Annotated in this window: 18 protein-coding genes and 1 tRNA gene; 7 read left to right on the top strand and 12 right to left on the bottom strand. The window is 70.9% G+C overall.

The window, feature by feature from the left end; translation table 11 throughout:
* Nucleotides 1-4: 4 nt before the first annotated feature.
* The 3 genes from AB0G35_RS02685 to AB0G35_RS02695 form a co-directional block, all read right to left on the bottom strand.
* Nucleotides 5-1,564 carry a PP2C family serine/threonine-protein phosphatase gene (locus AB0G35_RS02685; RefSeq protein ID WP_360942522.1) on the bottom strand — a complete coding sequence of 520 codons (1,560 nt, stop codon included), beginning with the start codon at nt 1,562-1,564 and terminating at the stop codon, nt 5-7.
* A gap of 132 nt (nt 1,565-1,696) precedes the next feature.
* Nucleotides 1,697-2,227, bottom strand: a complete 531-nt coding sequence (locus AB0G35_RS02690) for an FHA domain-containing protein (protein ID WP_360942525.1) — start codon at nt 2,225-2,227, stop codon at nt 1,697-1,699.
* Between the two features lie 10 nt (nt 2,228-2,237).
* A complete protein-coding gene (locus tag AB0G35_RS02695) occupies nt 2,238-3,071 on the bottom strand; it encodes a DUF3662 and FHA domain-containing protein (RefSeq protein WP_360942528.1) in 834 nt (277 codons plus the stop codon).
* A 579-nt stretch (nt 3,072-3,650) separates the two neighbouring features.
* Between AB0G35_RS02695 and AB0G35_RS02700 the strand changes: the two genes are divergently transcribed.
* A tRNA-Leu gene (locus AB0G35_RS02700) sits at nt 3,651-3,734 on the top strand.
* A 229-nt stretch (nt 3,735-3,963) separates the two neighbouring features.
* Here the strand turns inward: AB0G35_RS02700 and AB0G35_RS02705 are convergent.
* On the bottom strand, nt 3,964-4,902 hold the full coding sequence (locus AB0G35_RS02705) for a LysR family transcriptional regulator (RefSeq protein WP_360942531.1): 939 nt from the start codon (nt 4,900-4,902) through the stop codon (nt 3,964-3,966).
* Between the two features lie 259 nt (nt 4,903-5,161).
* Here AB0G35_RS02705 and AB0G35_RS02710 point away from each other — a divergent pair, with 259 nt between their 5' ends.
* Nucleotides 5,162-6,304, top strand: coding sequence for an MFS transporter (locus AB0G35_RS02710; protein ID WP_360942534.1), 1,143 nt, complete (start codon nt 5,162-5,164; stop codon nt 6,302-6,304).
* 326 nt (nt 6,305-6,630) lie between these two features.
* On the opposite strand, the gene AB0G35_RS02715 is transcribed toward AB0G35_RS02710, so the two are convergent.
* On the bottom strand, nt 6,631-7,281 hold the full coding sequence (locus AB0G35_RS02715) for an NAD(P)H-dependent oxidoreductase (protein ID WP_360942537.1): 651 nt from the start codon (nt 7,279-7,281) through the stop codon (nt 6,631-6,633).
* Between the two features lie 367 nt (nt 7,282-7,648).
* Between AB0G35_RS02715 and AB0G35_RS02720 the strand changes: the two genes are divergently transcribed.
* On the top strand, nt 7,649-8,011 hold the full coding sequence (locus AB0G35_RS02720; RefSeq protein ID WP_360942540.1) for a helix-turn-helix domain-containing protein: 363 nt from the start codon (nt 7,649-7,651) through the stop codon (nt 8,009-8,011).
* 110 nt (nt 8,012-8,121) lie between these two features.
* On the opposite strand, the gene AB0G35_RS02725 is transcribed toward AB0G35_RS02720, so the two are convergent.
* Nucleotides 8,122-8,556 carry a MarR family transcriptional regulator gene (locus AB0G35_RS02725; RefSeq protein WP_360942543.1) on the bottom strand — a complete coding sequence of 145 codons (435 nt, stop codon included), beginning with the start codon at nt 8,554-8,556 and terminating at the stop codon, nt 8,122-8,124.
* A gap of 309 nt (nt 8,557-8,865) precedes the next feature.
* Here AB0G35_RS02725 and AB0G35_RS02730 point away from each other — a divergent pair, with 309 nt between their 5' ends.
* From AB0G35_RS02730 to AB0G35_RS02745, 4 genes are all read left to right on the top strand, one after another.
* Nucleotides 8,866-10,260, top strand: a complete 1,395-nt coding sequence (locus AB0G35_RS02730; RefSeq protein WP_360942546.1) for an ABC transporter permease — start codon at nt 8,866-8,868, stop codon at nt 10,258-10,260.
* Nucleotides 10,261-10,647: 387 nt separating this feature from the next.
* A complete protein-coding gene (locus AB0G35_RS02735; protein WP_360942549.1) occupies nt 10,648-12,141 on the top strand; it encodes a DUF2252 domain-containing protein in 1,494 nt (497 codons plus the stop codon).
* A gap of 838 nt (nt 12,142-12,979) precedes the next feature.
* On the top strand, nt 12,980-13,915 hold the full coding sequence (locus AB0G35_RS02740; protein WP_360943076.1) for a J domain-containing protein: 936 nt from the start codon (nt 12,980-12,982) through the stop codon (nt 13,913-13,915).
* A 10-nt stretch (nt 13,916-13,925) separates the two neighbouring features.
* Nucleotides 13,926-14,270, top strand: coding sequence for a rhodanese-like domain-containing protein (locus tag AB0G35_RS02745; protein WP_360942552.1), 345 nt, complete (start codon nt 13,926-13,928; stop codon nt 14,268-14,270).
* 188 nt (nt 14,271-14,458) lie between these two features.
* Here AB0G35_RS02745 and AB0G35_RS02750 read toward each other — a convergent pair whose 3' ends face one another.
* The 6 genes from AB0G35_RS02750 to paaA form a co-directional block, all read right to left on the bottom strand.
* The gene (locus AB0G35_RS02750) at nt 14,459-15,592 is read right to left on the bottom strand and encodes an acyl-CoA dehydrogenase family protein (RefSeq protein ID WP_360942555.1); all 1,134 of its coding nucleotides are present in this window, start codon (nt 15,590-15,592) and stop codon (nt 14,459-14,461) included.
* 344 nt (nt 15,593-15,936) lie between these two features.
* Nucleotides 15,937-16,980 (bottom strand): 1,2-phenylacetyl-CoA epoxidase subunit PaaE, encoded by a 1,044-nt coding sequence (paaE, locus tag AB0G35_RS02755; protein WP_360942558.1) that lies wholly within the window; start codon nt 16,978-16,980, stop codon nt 15,937-15,939.
* The gene (paaD, locus tag AB0G35_RS02760; protein ID WP_360942561.1) at nt 16,980-17,540 is read right to left on the bottom strand and encodes a 1,2-phenylacetyl-CoA epoxidase subunit PaaD; all 561 of its coding nucleotides are present in this window, start codon (nt 17,538-17,540) and stop codon (nt 16,980-16,982) included. The genes paaE and paaD overlap by 1 nt, the downstream gene beginning before the upstream one ends.
* A complete protein-coding gene (paaC, locus tag AB0G35_RS02765) occupies nt 17,534-18,253 on the bottom strand; it encodes a 1,2-phenylacetyl-CoA epoxidase subunit PaaC (protein WP_360942564.1) in 720 nt (239 codons plus the stop codon). The genes paaD and paaC overlap by 7 nt, the downstream gene beginning before the upstream one ends.
* Nucleotides 18,250-18,600 (bottom strand): 1,2-phenylacetyl-CoA epoxidase subunit PaaB, encoded by a 351-nt coding sequence (gene paaB / locus AB0G35_RS02770; protein ID WP_360942567.1) that lies wholly within the window; start codon nt 18,598-18,600, stop codon nt 18,250-18,252. The genes paaC and paaB overlap by 4 nt, the downstream gene beginning before the upstream one ends.
* Nucleotides 18,597-19,547: a 1,2-phenylacetyl-CoA epoxidase subunit PaaA gene (paaA, locus tag AB0G35_RS02775; protein ID WP_360942570.1), complete on the bottom strand. Its 951-nt coding sequence runs from the start codon at nt 19,545-19,547 to the stop codon at nt 18,597-18,599. The genes paaB and paaA overlap by 4 nt, the downstream gene beginning before the upstream one ends.
* Nucleotides 19,548-19,571: the final 24 nt, after the last annotated feature.

Below are 19,571 nucleotides of genomic sequence, written 5' to 3' on the forward strand. Positions count from 1 at the left end.
GCCCTCACTGCTGGGTGCTGCAATTCTTTTCCAGCTTCTGCTGCTCCTCGGAGGGGGCCTGGCTGGGAGTGGGTGTGGGAGTCGCGGACGCGGGCGCCGACAGCGCCCCCGCCGTACCGGTGCCGGACTTGTCCGCGGTGCCGGGCCTGGTGGTCGGCGTACCGGGCTTGGTCGGGGTGCCGGGCTTGGTCGGCGTGCCCGCCTGGCCCTTGCCCTTGTTGCGCGCCGCTTCGCGCTCGGCGGCCTCCCGCTGTTCCTTGCTGCGGCAGGCGTTGGCCTGCTTGCTCAGCTCGGTGACCTTGTCGCCGCCCTGCATGCGGCTGTCGACCGCGATCGTCTGCTTGACCTGGTTGCGCTGGTACAGCGGCAGGTACTTGAGTTCGATCTCGGGGTGGTCCTCGTCCACGGCGTTCAGCTTGAACCAGGCGAGGTCCTGGCTGATGCCGCGGTACAGCGCGACGTGGTCGTCCTTGGCGCCGACGAAGTACTGGGTCTGCGTCCAGCGGTAGCCCGCATAGAGCCCGCCGCCGACCACGGCCAGCGCCAGCACGCCGAACAGCGACCGCTTGAGCCACCGCCCGCGCTTGGGCTTGACGAAGTCCTCGTCCATGAACGCGCCGAAGGAGCCCTGTGGCGGGCCCCCGACCTCCGGACCGCCGCTCCCGGGCGGCCCGAAGGCACCACCGGGCGCGGCCGGCTGCCCGCCCGGACGGCCCAGCTCGGCGGCCCGGGCGGCCGGCGTCTGGAGCGTGCTGGGGTCGTTGAGCTGGTTCTGGTTCTCCGCGACGGCACCGACGATCACCGGGGTGTCGTTGAGCTGCCCGGCCATCGTGTCGTTGCCGTCCACGTCCAGGACGTCGGCGACGATGCAGGTGATGTTGTCCGGGCCGCCGCCGCGCAGCGCGAGCTGGATCAGCTCCTGCACCGTCTCGTGCGGCCCGTGGTAGCCGGCCAGCGTCTCTTCCAGCGTCTGGTGGCTGACGACGCCGGACAGCCCGTCCGAGCAGATCAGATAGCGGTCGCCGGCCCGCACCTCGCGGATCGACAGATCGGGCTCGACGTGATCACCGCTGCCCAGCGCCCGCATCAGCAGCGACCGCTGCGGATGGGTGGTGGCCTCCTCCTCGGTGATCCGGCCCTCGTCGACCAGCCGCTGCACCCAGGTGTGGTCCTGCGTGATCTGGGTCAGCACACCGTCCCGCAGCAGGTACGCGCGGGAGTCGCCGACGTGCACCAGACCGAGCCGCTGGCCGGTCCACAGCAGCGCGGTCAGCGTCGTCCCCATGCCTTCGAGCTGGGGGTCCTCCTCGACCATCACCCGCAGCTGCTCGTTGGCGCGCTGCACGGCACTGCCGAGCGAGGTCAGGATGTCCGACCCCGGGACGTCGTCGTCGAGCTGGACGAGCGTGGAGATCACCTCGGAGGAGGCGACCTCACCGGCGGCCTGGCCGCCCATGCCGTCCGCGATGGCGAGCAGCCGCGGCCCGGCGTAGCCGGAGTCCTCGTTGCCCTCGCGGATCATGCCCTTGTGCGATCCGGCGGCGAAGCGCAGTGACAGACTCATGCGCACCTCACCCGTCGGCTCGGGGTACAGCCGGTCTCGCCTGGCCACACTGCCCACCCTCCGGTCGGGAGCACGCCCGGGTCCGCCGAGTGGACCGTCGCGGCTCGCTCGCTCCGCTCGCTCATTGTCGTACTACTTCCGCAGCTCGATGACGGTCTTGCCGATGCGGATCGGGGCTCCCAGGGGAATCGGTGTCGGGGTCGTCAGTCGGGTCCGGTCCATGTACGTGCCGTTGGTGGAACCGAGGTCCTCGACGATCCACTGGCCGTCACGGTCCGGGTAGATCCTGGCATGCCTGCTGGACGCGTAGTCGTCGTCCAGCACGATCGTGGAGTCGTGCGCACGGCCCAGGGAGATCGTCTGGCCTTGGAGGGCGACGGTGGTGCCGGTCAGCGACCCCTCGGAGACCACGAGCTTCGTGGGCGCTCCTCGGCGCTGGCGGTTGCCGCCGCGGCCGCCTTCCTGGCGGCGCTGCTGCTGTTGCTGCGGCGGCGCGGCCTGGCGCTGGGTACGGGCTTCCTGCCCGCCGCGCCGGGCGGCCCCGCGTTGGGTCACGCGGGTGCCGAACAGATCGCTGCGGATGACCTGAACGGCCACGATGACGAACAGCCACAGTACGGCGAGGAAACCCAACCGCATGACCGTGAGGGTCAGCTCTGACATTGCCCCCGCTTCACCCTTCGGCTTGCCGGTAAACGATGGTGGTACTGCCCACGACGATCCGCGAGCCGTCGCGGAGACTAGCGCGGGTGGTGTGCTGCCCGTCTACCACGATGCCGTTGGTAGAACCCAGATCCTGGATCATGGGGGGCGTTCCGACCCGGATCTCACAGTGACGCCGGGAGACACCCGGGTCGTCGATCCGTACGTCAGCGTCGGTGCTGCGGCCCAGCACGAGCGTGGGGCGCGAGATCTGGTGGCGGGTGCCGTTGATCTCGATCCAGCGCCGGGTCTGCGCGTAGGGCTGCGGCCCTGCACCGGGCGGTGCCGCACGGGGTACGGGCTGTGCGCCGCCGGGAGGCGGGGAGGAAGGCATGGGGGGCGGGCTCACGTGGCCGGCGCCGGGCCGCGGGCCCTGCGGGACCGCCGAGGCGCGCTGGGCGGCCGCCTGGCCCGGGTGCTCCTGGGACGTGCTGGAGGCGAGGGTGCGGCTGCGTACGCGGTACAGGCCGGTGTCGAGATCGTCGGCCTTCTCCAGGTGGACCTTGATCGACCCCATGAAGGTGTAGCGCTGCTGCTTCGCGTAGTCGCGGACCATGCCCGACAGCTCGTCGCCGAGCTGCCCGCTGTACGGGCTCAGCCGCTCGTAGTCCGGGGCGCTCAGTTCGACGATGAAGTCATTGGGGACGACCGTGCGGTCGCGGTTCCAGATGGTGGCGTTGTTGTCGCACTCGCGCTGCAGCGCGCCGGCGATCTCAACGGGCTGCACCTCGGACTTGAACACCTTGGCGAAGGTGCCGTTGACGAGACCTTCGAGACGCTGCTCGAAACGCTTCAGTACTCCCACGGGGCACCTCCTTCCTCAGTCTTCGTCGGTGTCGTCCTGATCGGGTGGTCCTGATACTGCTTACTGATCGTATCCACGCCTTGGGAAATCGGCTGGTTCCCCTTTCCCGCCTTGAGGACGAGTGTCGCCTCTCACAGGGTTGCCCGGTGCCTGTCCGCTCCTCGCCCGCTGCTCGTGCACTGCGATCGTAGATGTGCCCCGATGACAGTGTCCCGCAACCGCCGACCACCACGGGCGGCCGGGGCACGGAGTCGGACAGGGCCCCGGACACCCTGCCCGGCACATGCCCCCGCACGCCACCTCACGGCTCCGTGCGTCACCTCACGCCGCTGCGCGTCACCTCCCGATCCGGTACGTCACCGCACGGTGCCGCATCCCCCTTGCGCGGTACTGCGCGGCGCTGCGCGGGCCTCGGCCCCCGCTCGGGTCCCAGGAGACGCCGCCGGGGAGGGGTCCGGGGGAAAGGCGTGTGAACCCACCCCTGCCAGCGTGCTAATGTTCTGGATGTCGGCAGGCGCTCGCACAAGACCCGGACGGAACAGCCCGGATCGCGTGAGAGAATCAACCGGCAGCACCCATGCGCGGGTGGCGGAATAGGCAGACGCGCTGGATTCAGGTTCCAGTGCCCGAAAGGGCGTGGGGGTTCAACTCCCCCCTCGCGCACAGATGAGACCCCTGGTCTCCGGAGAAATCCGGGAACCAGGGGTCTTTCGTTGTTCCTGTTTCGCGTTGCCCTCCTCACATTGTTGCCTCGGTCACCTCCTGGTGCGGGGCTTGGGGTTGCGGCGGGAATGAGGCGCGCACGTGGTCCCCCTTCTGTGGCCTCCATCACGACCATGTGTGTGCGGGCCGTCCCGGATTCACGGCCTCCGTCGAAGGCGTAGCGAGTCGGTCACGGCCGTAGCGAATCGGTCACGGCCGTGCGGAAGGCGCGGATCCGGGCGGTCTCGCGGGCGGTGTGGTGGACCAGGCCCAGGACGGAGTCCGGTAGTCCGCTCACCGGGACGAAGACGAGGTCGCGCCGGCCGTGGTAGTCCGCGGTGGGCCGGCACAGCAGCATCGCCCCGCGTCCGGCCGCGGTGAGGGTGAGGCCCTCCTGGAGAGTGCTGACCCGCGGCCCGGCCGGTACGGGGCGGCCCTGGGGTGTGGTGGCCGGGGCGTGGGCCGCGCGCCAGTAGGGCGGCGCCGGACCGTCCGGAGAGATCAGCGGGACGTCGGCGAGGTCCTCGGCGCCGATCGCCGTACGGGATGCCAGGGGATGCCGTACGGACACCGCGAGGGTCTGCTGCTGGGCGGAGAAGACCGGGCCGAGGGTGAGGTCCGGCTCGGCCATGGGCAGCAGCGTCACCGCGACGTCGACCGCCCCGTTGCGCAGCGCACCGAAGGGGTCGCACAGCGGGATCTCGACGATGTCGGTGGCACAACCGGGGTGGCGGCGCTGGAAGGTCTCGATGGCCCGCATGATCCGGTCGTCCGCGGTGCCCTGGAACCCGATCGTCAGCCGTCCTTCGACGCCCCGGGCGGCACTGCGGGCGCGCTCCACGGTCGCGCGCAGGGCCTCGTAGGCGGGGCGCAGCGACGTACGGAACTCCTCGCCGAGCGGGGTCAGCCGGACCCGGCGGCTGGTGCGGTCGATGAGCCGGGCGCCGATCCGTGACTCCAGGGAACGCAGCAGCTGGCTGACGCGGCTCTGCGAGACGTACAGCCGCTCGCCGGTGCGCCCGAAGTGCAGTTCCTCGGACAGCACGAGGAAGCACTCCAGCTCGCGGAGTTCGAGGCCGGGGGACGTCGGGGTCGTGCCGGGGGCGGTCGGGTCGGGAGCGGTGGTCATGCGGCGCGCCAACTCCTGGGTCGATGGGCGGACTGATGAGGGGATCGATGAGTCCTGCTCATAGAAGGGTGAGGAGTTGGCCGTTGTTCCCCGGTGGGCGCGGGCGTTGGCTGGGGGCATGACGAACAGTGCGGACGGACCGACGGAGGGTCCGGTGGCGAGATCGACGACGGTGCAGCAACTTCCCTCTCCGGCGGGAGAGTTGAACGGCCGCCGGGGAGGAGACGGACGGGGCCGGCGGGGTGGTGGCTGGCCTGCGGTGGCGGCGCTGGCGGCGGCGACCTTCACGGTCGTGACGTCCGAGATGCTGCCCGTCGGACTGCTGACCCCGATCAGCCGTGAGCTGCGGGTCTCGGACGGTACGGCGGGACTGACCCTGACCGTGACCGGTCTGGTGGCCGCGGTGGCCGCGCCGGTGCTGACGCTGCTGGTGGGGCGCCGGGACCGGCGGGCGGTGCTGGCCGCTCTGATGGCCACGCTGACGGCGGCCAATCTGCTCGCCGCGTACGCCCCGAACGTCGCGGTGCTGCTGGTGGCCCGGGTGCTGGTGGGGCTGGGGATGGGCGGGGTGTGGGCGATCGCGGCGGGGCTCGCGGTGCGGCTGGTGCCCGCGCACCGGGTCGCGGCGGCCACGTCCCTGATCTTCAGCGGGGTCGCGGCGGCCTCGGTGCTGGGGGTCCCGGCCGGTACGTCCCTGGGCGAACTGGGCGGCTGGCGCGCGGCGTTCGTGGGGATGGCCGCGGTGTGCGCGGTGGTGGCGCTCGCGCTGGCGGTGCTGTTGCCGCCGCTTCCGGAGTCCGCCGGGGTCCGCGTCGGCGGGGTGCTCGGCCTGCTGCGCGGTGCGCCCGTACGGACCGGACTGCTGCTGGTCGGGCTCCTGGTGACGGGCCATTTCGCGGCGTACACGTATGTGCGGCCGGTGCTGGAGGACGTGGCCGGGGTGCAGCCGGGGCGGATCAGCACCCTGCTGCTGGCCTTCGGCCTCGCCGGTTTGGCGGGGAACTTCGCGGCGGGGGCTGGGGCGGCGCGCTCCCCGCGGGCGACGCTGCTGGTGATCTGCGGGGTGCTCGCCGGGACGGTGCTGCTGGTGCCGCTGCTGGGGCCGGACACCGGTGTGGCCGGGCCGGCGGCTCTGATGGCCGTATGGGGGCTGGCCTACGGGGGCGTCTCGGTCAGCACCCAGACGTGGTTGACGTCGGCCGCGCCGGGCGCACGGGAGGCCGCCTCCGCGCTCTTCGTGGCGGTGTTCAACGGGGCCATCGCCCTGGGCGCCCTCCTGGGCGGCCGGGCCGCGGACAGCTGGGGGCCGGCCGGCGTGATGTGGCTGGGCGGCGTGCTGGCCGTGGGCGCGCTGGTGACGGCGGGGGCGGGGAGGGGGCCGGGAGGGCCGGGGCGGAGATGAGGGGGAGTGAGGGGGAGTTAGGGGGCTGGGGAGAGGGGGGTGGAGGGGGGCGGTGGGCGCTGGGGCTCGCGGTGGGCCGAGGGCCTTGTCAGGAGACCTGTCAGGAGACTCGCCCGGAGTTTCGTTGGTCGGCTCGTGTGTCGGCTCGGGCGTCGGGAGGTGTGTTGACCTTCTGCGGGAGGCTCGTTGGCCTGTCTTCGGGCGGTTGTTGGCGAGCCCCTGCCGCGGGTTCCGGGCTGTGTGGCGTGCTCGGAGCCCGCGGCTGGGCGGTCCCGTTCTACGGGTTCTGGGGCTCGGGGCCGAGGTTCGGGGCCCGGTTCCCGTTCTCAGGCGGCGAGACGCTCGGCGAGGGCCTTGGCCTTGGCCGCGGCGTCCTCGTGGGCCTTGTCGCGGGAGGTCTCGTACAGCGGCACCAGGTCGGCCATCGCCGGGTTGACGGGTGCCATGGTCAGCTCGGGGACGATGAACTCGACGTCCAGGCCCATGGCACCGCCCAGCACGGCCTCCAGGTAGTTCTGCACGTACTCCATGCCCTCACGGGGCGTGCCCGGCGCGTACGAGCCGCCACGGCTGGCGACGACCGTGACGGGCGTCCCCTTGGCGGACGGTGCTTCACCCGCGGTACGGCCCATGATGATCACCTGGTCGAGCCACGCCTTGAGCGTGGAGGGGATCGTGAAGTTGTACATCGGCGCGGCGATGACGACCGCGTCGGCCTGCTCCAGCTCCTCGGCGAGCTTGACCCGTACGGCGAACGCGGCCTGCTGCTCGGGGGTGTGGGTGGTCGGGTCGGAGAAGGCGGCGGAGGCGGCGACGCCGTCGAGGTGCGGCAGCGGGTCGGCGGCCAGGTCGCGGTAGACGACGGTGCCCTCGGGGTGCTGCTCCTCCCAGGCCTTGCGGAAGGTCGCGGTGACGGAGCGGGAGGCGGAGACGCCTTCGGGGGAGACGGACGAGTCGATGAGCAGAAGCGTGGCCATGGGATTCGTTCCTTCGGTCGGTGGCGGCCGGTCGGGCGCCGCTGGAGGCGGTGTTTCACGTGAAACACCGCCCCGATTCGTCGGGCAGGGACAGCAGGTGATTCAGCGCGTGGTTTGGCGCGTGGTTCAGCACGTCGTTCAGCAGTGGCCCAGAGAGCCTCACCAGGCCTCGCCAGGCCTCGCTGAGCCTCACCAGGGGTTCAGCGCCGGGTGCAGCTCCCCGCGGTCGACAGGGCTGCGGCACGGTCCCTGGCTGAGCACGGGGTGAGCGCTGCTTGGTCAGCTGGTTGAATTCCGTACGTCGCTATTAATAGCACAGGAGCTTACTTTTCTGCAGTAGCCAAGGAGAGGGCGGTACGCTGGGTGTATGGCGGACCACAGCGAGGCGACGTGTAAGCAGGTCGACGACGGCATGGCACGCGTTTTCGAGCTGTTCGGGAAGCGCTGGACCGGGCTGATCGTCGCGACCCTGATGCCCGGCCCGGTGCACTTCGCCGACCTGCGGCGGGCGATCCCCGGTATCAGCGAGCGGATGCTCTCCGACCGTCTGATGGAGCTCGCGGGCGTCGGCCTGGTCGTCCGCGAAGTGGATGCGGGCCCGCCGCTACGTGTCTCCTACCGGCTCACGGAGGCCGGCCGTGCAATGGACCCCGCCCTCAAGGAGCTGGGGCGCTGGGCGCAGACCTATCTGGCGGACGGCGGTCAATGTCCGCAGCGGTTCCGGAGGTAGGGGGCCAGGAGTCAGGGGCCAGGGGCTAGCGGTCAGGGGCCAGGGGGCGTGGCGGGTCGGTCGGGGACCGTCTGAGGGCGGTCGGGGATGTGCGTGCGGGGCCTGGTTGGTCAGCCCAATCGTTCCTGGGCTGCGTTATAGCGCCCTAGGTAGGTGGCGAAGCGGTCGAGGTCGTCCTCGTCCCAGTCGGCCAGGCGCTCGTGGAAGGCCTGGCGGCGGCTGGCGGTGACGTTGGCGAGCACCTGGGCGCCTTTCTCGGTGGGGTGAAGCACCTGGACGCGGTGGTCGTCCGGGTCGACCCGGCGCTCGACGAACCCGAGCTTCTCCAGCGCGGCGATCTGCCGGCTGACCGTGGACTTGTCCAGGAAGTAGTGCGCCGCGAGGTCCGTTGCGCGGCATCCGCGCTGGTCATCGAGGTGCGCAAGCAGGGTGTAGGAGACCAGCGACAGCTCGGGATGCATCCGGGCGGCGGTCGCGCGGGCCCGCCGGGCGAATGCGGTCATCTCCTGCTGGATGGTCTCGACGGAGTCATCGCGGTGGGGCACGGGTTGCCTTTCTTAGATGTAGTTGTAGAGTACAACGTGAGCAAGGAGTTGTATTTGCCAACCATTGCGTTTCCGGCGTGATCGGTCAGATCGGCCGGTCATTGCGTCCATTCATTGGTTCCTCGGCACCTTGCCCAGATCGACCTGGAGAGCCCCCGAAGGGACGACTTCGCGATTCCCGAGCCCACCCCCACCCCATCTCCATCCCCGCCCCCATCCCCATCCCCCATCCCCAGTCCCCGCGGCCCTCTCTCCCATTCCCTGCACCCAAGCCAGCGACAGAATCCCTCAGCTGAGAAGGCTCGCCCCATGAGTACGGTCCGACGTCCCGACCACCACCGAAGCACGCCGCAGGGCGGCCACCGAGCCGCTCCCGCCGCCCCTGCAGCCGGGCTCCGCCATGTATTGGCGCACCTGGTCACGCCCCTGCTGATGTGCGTCGGCATGGGGCTCGCCTACCTGGGCGCGTTCGCGCATCCCGCGCCCCACCACCTGCCGGTCGCGGTCGTGGGATCGAGCAGCAGCGCACAACTGCTCGCCCAGTCGATCAACGACAAGTCGGGCGGTGCCCTGGAGGCGCGTACGGTCCCCAACCGGTCGACCGCGGTCGAGCAGCTGAAGCACCAGGACATATTCGGTGCGTACGTGATGAACGCTAAGGCGCAGGCCCAGCCGGAGGGGGAGCGGACGCAGGGGCAGATGCCGTCGCATTCGCATTCGCAGACGCAGACGCAGACGCAGGGAGAGTCGCACGGTCAGGGCCAGGGCCGGGCCCAGGGTCAGGGCCAGGGGGAGGGGCCGGAGCCGGGGTCGGGGCGGTCTCGGGTGCAGGCAGAGACCGGGGCCGGGACTCAGCCACGGACGCGTGGTGCGGCGGTGCCCGAACTGCTCGTCGCCACCGCCGGATCCGACACCAGTGCCTCCGTAGTGCAGAAGATCTTTACCCCACTCGCGGCCCGGCAGGGCGCCCCGCTGAAGGTCACGGACGTTGCACCGCCTGCCGAGGACGACCCGACCGGGCAGGGCATCTTCTTCCTGCTGGTCGCGATCAGCATCGGCTCGTATGCCTCGGTCGCCGTCATCGGCGGCGCCGGTGCCGTGCTGCCGCTCCGGCTGCGCGCCGCGCTGGCGATCGGCACGTCCATTGTGGTCAGCCTCATTGGTACGGCCTTCGCCGGCCCGGTGTTCCACCTCATCGACCACGGTTTGCGGGGCCTGTGGGGCATGGCGTGGCTGTACTCCGCCGGCGTTCTGTTGATCGGCACCGGCCTGCACACCTTCCTCAAGCGGTGGACGACGCTCGGCGTGATGGCCCTCTTCGTGATGCTCAACTTCACTTCGTCGGGCGGGATTTTCCGGCCCGAGATGCAGAACGGATTCTTCGCCGCGTTGCACTCCTTCTGGAACGGTGCCGGCTTCGTGGAGGGTGTCCGCAGTCACGTCTACTTCGACGGTTACGGCCTGTCCAGGCACGTCTGGACGCTGGTGGGATGGCTGTTCGTCGGTGTGCTGATGGTCGGCCTGGCGGGGCTGGCCGAGCGGCGCCGACGGGCCGTGGAGGCGGAGACGGCGGCCAATGCGGCCGCGGTGGCGGCGACGGTGCCGGAGTCCAGGCCGCGGCGTTCGGTGGGGGCGGCGGCGCGCGGTACCGGCTCGCCGAACGAAGCCGCAGAGGAAGACATGGCGGAGGCCGTAGGCGTCTAGCGGCTGGCACTCCCTCGCTGCGCCTGGCCACCTCCCACTTCCTCCCGCTTCCTCCGGATTCCTTCTGCCCCTCTCCCTGGCCTCTTCCCGTCAACGACCAGCGCATACGCAGAGTTATCCACAGGCTCTGCGCGCGACGACACTACGTCGGTAACGTCATTGCACGTCGGCAGGCCGGGAGCAGTCCCGGGCGATCCCGCTCGGAGCAGTCCCGCTCGGCGGCCGGTAAGTAGTGCTCAGTAACAGTGCCCAGCAACAGCAGTCCCAGCAACAGAAGTGCCAGTAACAACAGTTCCAGTAACTAAGGAATTCGCCGACCTCCCGACCTGGTGGATGTCGCCGAAGTCGCCGCGGCCGTGAAGGTCCTGAAGGGGGAGGTGGCCCGCCATGACGCGTGTGCCGTACGTACCGGGGTTTGCCAAGGCCGATGCACAGGGCCCGTCGCCCAAGGCGGTTGGCCGGGCGTTGCGGGAGCGGCTGCCCCGTTCCGCGCAGTCCGCGCTGTCGAGCGTGGCCGAACGCCCGGACGCGGTAGCGGCGGTGGAGGAATCCAACGCCGGACGGCTTCCCGATCTGACGCCCATACGGGTCGGCCGGATGGCCGCGAGCCCGTTCGCCTTCCTCCGCGGTTCCGCGGGCCTGATGGCGTACGACCTGACGGCCGATCCGGTGACCGGTATCGGCGCCCAGATCTGCGGCGACGCGCACGCCGCCAACTTCGGGCTCTACGGCGATGCTCGTGGCGGCCTCGTCATCGACCTCAACGACTTCGACGAGACCCTGTACGGCCCGTGGGAGTGGGACGTGAAGCGGCTCGCCACGTCGATGGTGCTGGCGGGCCGGGAAGCGGGCGTTGCTGAGGACGAGTGCCGCAACGCTGCCCGGGACGCGGCGGGCGCGTACCGACGCACGATGCGGCTGCTGGCGAAGCTGCCGGTCACCGAGGCGTGGAACGCGATCGCCGATGAGGAACTGGTCTCGCACACCGATGCTCGGGACCTGCTGGGGACGCTGGAGCGGGTGTCGGCCAAGGCGCGGAAGAACACCAGCGCCCGGTTCGCGGCGAAGGCGACCGAACTGACGGCGGACGGCGGACGCCGGTTCGTGGATGCGCCGCCGGTGCTGCGCCGCGTACCGGACACGGAAGCGGCAGCCGTGGCCACCTCTCTCACCAGCTACCTCGACACCCTCCCCGAGGACCGGCTGCCCCTGCTGGCTCGGTACGCGGTGCACGATGTGGCCTTCCGGGTGGTCGGCACGGGCAGCGTGGGATTGCGGTCGTACGTGGTGCTGCTCCTGGATCACCGGGGCGAGCCGCTGGTCCTGCAAGTGAAGGAGGCCCGCAGCTCGGCCCTGGCACCGTACGTCGAGAAGGCCGGCTTCCCGGCCCCGGCGGTGACGCACGAAGGCCGTCGGGTGGTGCTCGGCCAGCGGAGGATGCAGGTCGTCAGCGACATCCTGCTCGGCTGGACGACCGTGCAGGACATACCCCCGGCCGACGGAGGAGGCACACACTCCAGTGCCGGCGGGAGAGGCACACACTCCACTGCCAACGGCCAGGGGATGCACGACTCGACCGGTTTGACCGGACTGCCCTTCCAGGTCCGCCAGTTCAGGAACCGCAAGGGCAGCGTGGACCCGTCTCAGCTGACCGGCGACCAGCTGGACGACTACGCCCGGATGACCGGCGCCCTCCTGGCCCGAGCCCACGCCCACAGCGCCGACCCACGCCTGGTGGCCGGCTACTGCGGCAAGAGCGAGGAACTGGACGAGGCCATAACGAAGTTCGCCGTCGCCTACGCAGACTGCACGGAAGCGGACCACACGGCCCTGACAACAGCAGTGAAGAACGGCCGCGTGGCAGCAGAAATGGGGGTATGACTTTCCCCGACTGACGACCTCCTCTGCCGGGTCGGCGTCGGCTTCTCCCAGCCGACGATGACCCCTCCTGGCCGACGGTGGCGCTTACTGACCGGCAGCGAGGCAAGAGCCGGAGGGGTTATGCGGGGCATACCGCGTTGCGGAACCTGCGAGCGTGCGGTTGGTCGCGAGTTGCAGGGATGCCCTGACGGTTCGGGGCAGGGCTGTGTGAGCGTTGCCGACCAGGAGGTGATCTCCAGAGTCGTTGGCCGGGCTGCGCGTGTGGGGTTTCACCCAGGGGCTGGGCGTGAGCGCTGTGGCCGGGGCTGGGTTGTGTTCGGTCGCCGGTTGTTGTGGTCGATGGTTGGTGAGCCGTGAGCCGTGAGCCGTGAGCCGTGAGCCGTGAGCCGTGAGTCGTGGCCCGTGGGCGGTGAGCCCTGAGTGGTGAGGGATGGGCGCTCGGCGGTTGGTGGTGGGTGAGGGGAGTGGTGGGTGAGGGGAGGGGGTGGGGTGGGGGGAGGGGCCCGGGGGAAGCAGAACGGAACGGTGAAGCTCCGGCCTATGGGGAAGGCGGGCGACCATACCCGAGGCCCGGAGTGACGGAAGCGCACAGTCGGTGGCGAGGGAGGGCAGGGGGTGGCTCGGGCCGTACGCTGACCGGGTGACGAACTCGCACGCGGAGAACGCGCAGGACGGCCAGCACCGAGCGGAAGGACCGGGCACGGCGGATGCCCTGGGGGCTCCGCAGGCGCCGGATGCCCCCGACGGCGGTCAGAGCGCCCCGAGCGGGTACGGCGGCGGCCACGAAAACCAGCCGGATCACCCGGACAACCCGGACCAGACGGACCAGCCGGACCAGGTGAACGGAACAGACCAGGCGGAGGCAGGCCAGGCGGCCGCAGGTTCCGTAGCCGGCGGCGTCGGGCAGGCGGATCAGGCAGGACATGATCACCCTGCAGGGCATGAGCACTCCGGCCAGGATGCCCAGGGCCCGCAGGACTCCCAAGGGCAAGATGCAGCCGCCGAGGGGACGCGGCGGCTGGCCAAAGCCGTGTTGGCGGCGGAGCAGGCGTTGATCGAGTTCGAGATCGCGGTGGAGACGTTCCGGGTGGAGGTGGAGAACTTCTCCCGGCTGCACCATCAGCGGCTCGGTCCCATGTACGCGCGGTTGGACGAGCTGGATGCGCAGATCGCGGAGGCCGTGGCAGCGCGCACCGGCGACCCCGAGGACATCCGTAAGGCGCGCGAGGCGCGGGCGTCGGTGATGCCGATGCCGGAGGTGGAAGAGCTCTTCCATGGATGGATGGGGGCGGACGGGCTGTTTCCGGAGGCGCAGGCGATGCTCACCGAGCAGCCGGTGCAGCCGCCGCAGAAGGTGCGGCCCAGCGAGGAGGCCCGTAAGGCCTACCGCGAGCTCGTCCGCAAGGCGCACCCGGACCTGGCGCGGGACGACGCGGAGCGGGCGCGGCGGGATGCGTTCATCGCACGGGTCAATGCGGCGTACGGCCGGGGTGACGAGGCGGCGCTGCAGGAGCTGGCGCGGGAATGGGAGGCCGGTCCGGCGCCGGCCGAGGAGCGGCTCAGCGAGAGTGAGGAGCTTTATGCTCGCCTGGAGTGGCTGGCCACGCGCAAGGAGCTGCTGGCGGCCGTCGCCGCTGAGCTGGAGGAGAGTGCGATCGGCGCGATGATCAAGATGGCGCCGGAGGACCCGGACCGGCTCCTCGACGAGATCGCCGAGAAGCTGCTCGCCGATGTCGCAGAGCGTGAGGCGTACCTCGCGCAGCTGGTCGGGTAGCGTCGAGACCATGCAATTTGGTTCTGTACCCACCGTTGGTGTCGATGCGCTCTCGGCCGAGGCCTTCCTCCTGGACGTGCGGGAGGACGACGAGTGGGAGGCGGGGCACGCCGAAGGCGCGCTGCACATCCCGATGAGCGAGTTCGTCGCCCGCTACGGGGAGTTGACCGAGAATGCGCCCGAGGGCGACAAGGTCTACGTTCTGTGCCGCGTGGGTGGCCGTTCGGCCCAGGTGGCGCAGTACCTGATCCAGCAGGGCATCGACGCCGTGAACGTCGCGGGCGGAATGCAGGCGTGGGAGGCCGCCGGGCGTCCCGTTTCGGACGGTAAGGGCGGAACGGGGACAGTTATCTAGCCGGCTGCCGGCCAGTGCCCCCTGGCCAGTCCCCCCGGCCAGCGCAGCCCCCGGGCCCCTGCAGCCCCCGAAAACAGTGCCCGCCCGGGCCAGGGCCCCGGCCCGGGCGATTCCGAATCCGATCCGCGGGCTCCTCGCTCCGGCTCACCAGCTCACCCGGCCCGGCCCACCAGCTCACCCGGCCCGGCTCACCCCAGCGGATGTGCCGCGAGCAGGTCGCCGAGGGCCTCTTCGTGGGCGGCGGCGGGCCCGAGGGAGAGTTCGAGCTGCTTGGCCCAGGCGTGGTAGCGATGCAGCGGGTAGTCGGTGTCGGCGCCGAAGCCGCCGTGCAGGTGCTGTGCGGTCTGGACGACGCGGCGTACGCCCTCGGAGGCCCAGATCTTGGCCACCGCGACATCACCCGCCGGCGGGAGCGGGCCGGGTGCGTCGGCGGTGAGGCGCCAGGCGGCCTGCCAGAGGGTGGCCTCCATGGCGCGCAGGTCGATGAAGCGGTCGGCGGCCTGGACCGCTACGGCCTGGAAGGTGGCCAGCGGGTACCCGAACTGTTCGCGCTTGCCGGTGTACTCGCTGGTCATGGCGAGTACCTGCTCGCCCAGCCCCAGGGCCAGTGCGCAGGTGCCGGTGGTCAGGAGGTGGCGGAGGGACTCCCAGGCGGCCGCGTCTGTGATCGTTTCGGTGACGCTGATACGGACGGAGTCCAGCCGGACCTCGGCCTGGCGCTCGCCGCTGGTCGAGAACTGGTCGGCGAGCGTGACGCCGGGGTGGGTGCGGGGGACGAGGGCGAGAACGGTGTTGCCCTCGGCGGTGTGTGCGGGCAGCAGGATCCGGTCGGCGGTGGTGGCCCAGGGGACGGCGGTCTGGGCGCCGTCGAGGATCCACTCGGTGCCCTCCCGGGTGGTGCGTACGGCGAGTTCGGCCGGTTCATGGCCGGTCCGGCCGGCGGCGGCGACGGTGACGACGAGCTCTCCGGTGGCGATCTGCGGCAGTACGTCCGTACGGAGCGCGGCGTCGGCGTACTGCTGGAGGGTGAGCGCCGCGGCGCCGGACTCCAGCAGGGGCACGCGCGCCAGTACCTTCGCCGATTCGCGCAGTACGAGGCAGAGCGCTATCGGGTCGAGGCCCGCGCCGCCGTATTCCTGCCCGATGAGCAGGCCCAGCAGATCGGCGTCGGCGAGCTTGCGCCACAGCGCGCGGTCGAAGTCGTCGGCAACCGCTCCGGTGGTGAGTGCCGGGCTGGGTACGCCGTCCGGTGCGGTTCCCGAGAAGACGGCCCGCGCCGCTTCGACGGCGGCCTGTTGCTCCTCGGTGAAGGTGAAGTCCACTGCCTGTCCTTCCTTCCGCGCGGCGCCACATAACTGACGCACCGTCAAGTCCGCGCACGACAAGGTAGAACATGTTCCAGGAATTGGGAATGGCGGTGGCGATGCGGTGGCGATGATGAGGCGGCAGGCCGGACGGCCCGACGGTCGACCCGACGGTCGAGGGGCTCCACGGATTCGCCCTATCGACCTCCTTTCCCCTCCGGGCCCCCTCCCCCCTCTCCCCCTCCTCCCCCTCCGCAGAACGCCAGCCCAGTCCCCCCACCTACCGCCTCCCCACCTACCGCCTATCTGCCTACCGCCTACCTGCCTCCCCACCTACCGGCAACCTGCCGACCCCCTAACCCCTACCGGTCGAAGTCCAGCTCGACCTTCTCCGTGACCGGGTGGGACTGGCAGGCGAGGACGTAGCCGGCGTCGACCTCTTCGGATTCGAGGGCGAAGTTGCGGTCCATGCGTATGTCGCCGGAGACCAGGAAGGCCCGGCAGGTGCCGCAGACGCCGCCCTTGCAGGCGTAGGGGGCATCGGCGCGGTTGCGGAGGACGGCTTCGAGGAGTGATTCGCCGTCGTGGACGGGCCAGGTGCCGGAGCGGCCGTCGAGGGTGGCGGTCACCGTGCTGTGCGCGGGGGCCTTGGCCGCGGGCGCGGTCGGGGCGCCGTTGTCGACGTGGAAGATCTCTTCGTGGATGCGGTTGCGGGGTACGCCGAGGGCGCGCAGGGCGCGTTCGGCGCCCTGGACCAGGCCGTACGGGCCGCAGAGGTACCAGCCGTCGATGGCGTCGGTCTTCAGCAGGGCGGGCAGCAGGGTGCGGAGCCGGTCCTCGTCCAGGCGGCCGGAGGGCAGGCCGGCCTGCTGTTCCTCGCGGGAGAGGGTGTGGATCAGCTGGAAGCGGTCGGGGTAGCGGTCCTTCAGGTCGGCGACCTCCTCCAGGAACATGGTCGAGGCCGCGGTGCGGTCGCTGCGGATCAGGCAGAAGCGGGCGTCGGGCTGCTGGGCGAGGAGGGTGGTGGCAATGGAGAGAACGGGGGTGATGCCGCTGCCGCCGACGATCCCGACGAAGTGGCCGGGGCGCGGGGCGAGGACGAACCGGCCGGCCGGGGCCATCACCTCCACCGTGTCGCCGACCGCCAGCTCCTTGAGCGCGTAGGTCGAGAAGGAGCCGTCCTCGACGTGCCGGATGCCGACGCGAAGGACGGGCTCGTCGGTGGCCGGGGTGCAGATGGAGTACGTACGGCGGATCTCCTGGCCGTCGACCGTTCTGCGCAGCGCGATGTGCTGCCCGGGGGTGTGCCGGAAGGCGCTGCGGAGTTCGGGCGGGACGGTGAAGGTGACGGCCACCGCGTCGTCCGTGAGCCGCTCGACCTCCTGGACCCGGAGCGGGTGGAACATCACAACTCCTTGAAGTGGTCGAAGGGTTCGCGGCAGGACTCGCAGCGGCGCAGCGCCTTGCAGGCCGTGGAGGAGAACCGGCTCAGGAGGGTGGTGTCGGTCGATCCGCAGTGCGGGCAGCGGATCGTCAGGTCGACGGAGACCGGTCCGCCGGCCGGGCCGGCCGGGCGCGGTGGTGCGATGCCGAAGTCGGCCAGCTTGCGGCGGCCCTCGGCGGTGATGGCGTCCGTGGTCCAGGGCGGGCTGAGGACCGTACGGACCTCGACGTCGGATATGCCGTGGTCGTGGAGTATCCGCTCGATGTCGGCGGACATGGCCTCGATGGCGGGGCAGCCGGTGTAGGTGGGGGTGAGCTCCACCTCGACGCGGTCGGGGGCCGTCAGCCGGAGATCGCGCAGGACGCCGAGTTCGGCGAGGGTGAGGACGGGCAGCTCGGGGTCGGGTACGGAGCCGGCCAGCGCCAGCAGCTCCGCTTCGAGAGCCGTGGTGGGCGGGGCGTCCGTGCCGGCTGTAGGGGCCGTGCCGGACCTGGTGGCCGTGGTGTCGCCGGCGGTCACCATGTCGCCCCCGGGTGGCTGCGGTGGAGGTGCTGCATCTCGGCGAGCAACCGTCCGAACGGTTCGGTGTGCAGGCCCTGGCGGCCCGCGCCGGCGGTCCAGGCGCCGCGCTGCGGTCCTTCGGGGAGGCGGAGCGTGGCCTGCTCGACGGTGGCGGTGATGCGGGTCGTCCACACGTCGTGGAAGGTGGCCCAGGGCAGCGCTTCCAGGCCGGCCACCGGCTCGAACATCTCGCCCGTGAAGCGCCAGAGGGCATCCAGGGCGCGCTGCATCCGGGTGTGGCTCTCGTCGGTGCCGTCGCCCAGCCGGAGGGTCCACTGGGTGGCGTGGTCGCGGTGGTAGGCGACCTCCTTGACGGCTTTGCCGGCCAACGGAGCCAACTCGCTGTCCCCGCCGGCCAGGTGCTCGAAGAGCAGCTCCTGGAAGGTGGAGAAGTAGAGCTGGCGGGCGATGGTGTGGGCGAAGTCGCCGTTGGGCTGCTCGACGAGTTGGAGGTTGCGGAATTCCCGCTCCTCGCGCAGATACGCCAGCCGGTCCTCGTCGCCGGCCAGGGAGAGCAGCACCCGGGCCTGGCCGAGCAGGTCCAGCGCGATGTTGGCCAGCGCCACCTCCTCCTCCAGGACCGGGGCCTGGCCGGCCCACTCGCCCAGGCGGTGGGAGAGGATCAGCGCATCGTCCCCGAGGGGCAGGGCGGGGGTGGTGATGGTGTCCCTCACAGGTGGTGCACCCCCTCCGGGATCTCGTAGAAGGTCGGGTGGCGGTAGGGCTTGTCACCGGCCGGCTCGAAGAAGGCGTCCTTCTCGTCGGGGGAGGAGGCGGTGATCTGGGCGGAGGGCACCACCCAGAGGGAGACGCCTTCGGAGCGCCGGGTGTAGAGGTCGCGGGCGTTGCGCAGTGCCATCTCGGCGTCCGGGGCGTGCAGACTGCCGGCGTGGGTGTGCGACAGGCCGCGGCGGCTGCGGACGAAGACCTCCCACAGGGGCCAGTCGGTGGGGCGGGCGTCCGCCGCTGCTGTGGGGGCGCCTGCGGCGGGGATCTCCGCGGGGCGGGGTGTCGTCGTCATCGTCCGGCCTTCCCGTGCTTGGCCGCGTGTGCGGCGGCTGCCTCGCGCACCCAGGCGCCTTCTTCGTGGGCCTGCCGGCGGCGGTTGATCCGCTGCTCGTTGCAGGGCCCGTTGCCCTTGAGGACCTCCCGGAACTCGGTCCAGTCGATGGAGCCGAAGTCGTAGTGTCCGCGGTCCTCGTTCCACACCAGGTCGGGGTCGGGGAGGGGCAGGCCGAGGGCCTCGGCCTGGGGGACGCAGATGTCGACGAAGCGCTGGCGGAGCTCGTCGTTGGAGTGCCGCTTGATCTTCCAGGCCATGGACTGGGCGGAGTGCGACGACTCGTCGTCCGGCGGGCCGAACATCATCAGGGACGGCCACCACCAGCGGTCGACCGCGTCCTGCGCCATCGCGTGCTGGGCGTCGGTGCCGCGGCTGAGGGTCAGCAGGAGCTCGTAGCCCTGGCGCTGGTGGAAGGACTCCTCCTTGCAGATGCGGACCATCGCGCGGGCGTAGGGGCCGTAGGAGCACCGGCACAGCGGGACCTGGTTGGTGATCGCCGCACCGTCCACCAGCCAGCCGATGGCTCCGACGTCCGCCCAGGTCAGGGTCGGGTAGTTGAAGATCGAGGAGTACTTCTGGCGGCCGGTGTGGAGCTTGTCGAGGAGTTCGTCGCGGCTGGTGCCGAGGGTTTCGGCGGCGCTGTAGAGATACAGGCCGTGGCCGGCCTCGTCCTGCACCTTGGCCATCAGGATCGCCTTGCGGCGCAGGGAGGGCGCGCGGGTGATCCAGTTGGCCTCCGGCTGCATGCCGATGATCTCGGAGTGGGCGTGCTGCGCTATCTGCCGCACGAGTGTGGAGCGGTAGGCCTCCGGCATCCAGTCGCGTGGTTCGATCCGCTCGTCCGCGGCCACGGTGGCGTCGAATGCGGCCTCCTGAGCCGCCTCCTCCGGCGCGATCGTCGTCATGTGTGCCCCCTCGCTCCCGACCGA

This window comes from Streptomyces sp. NPDC021749, from assembly GCF_040640655.1.
Classification (GTDB): Bacteria; Actinomycetota; Actinomycetes; order Streptomycetales; family Streptomycetaceae; genus Streptomyces.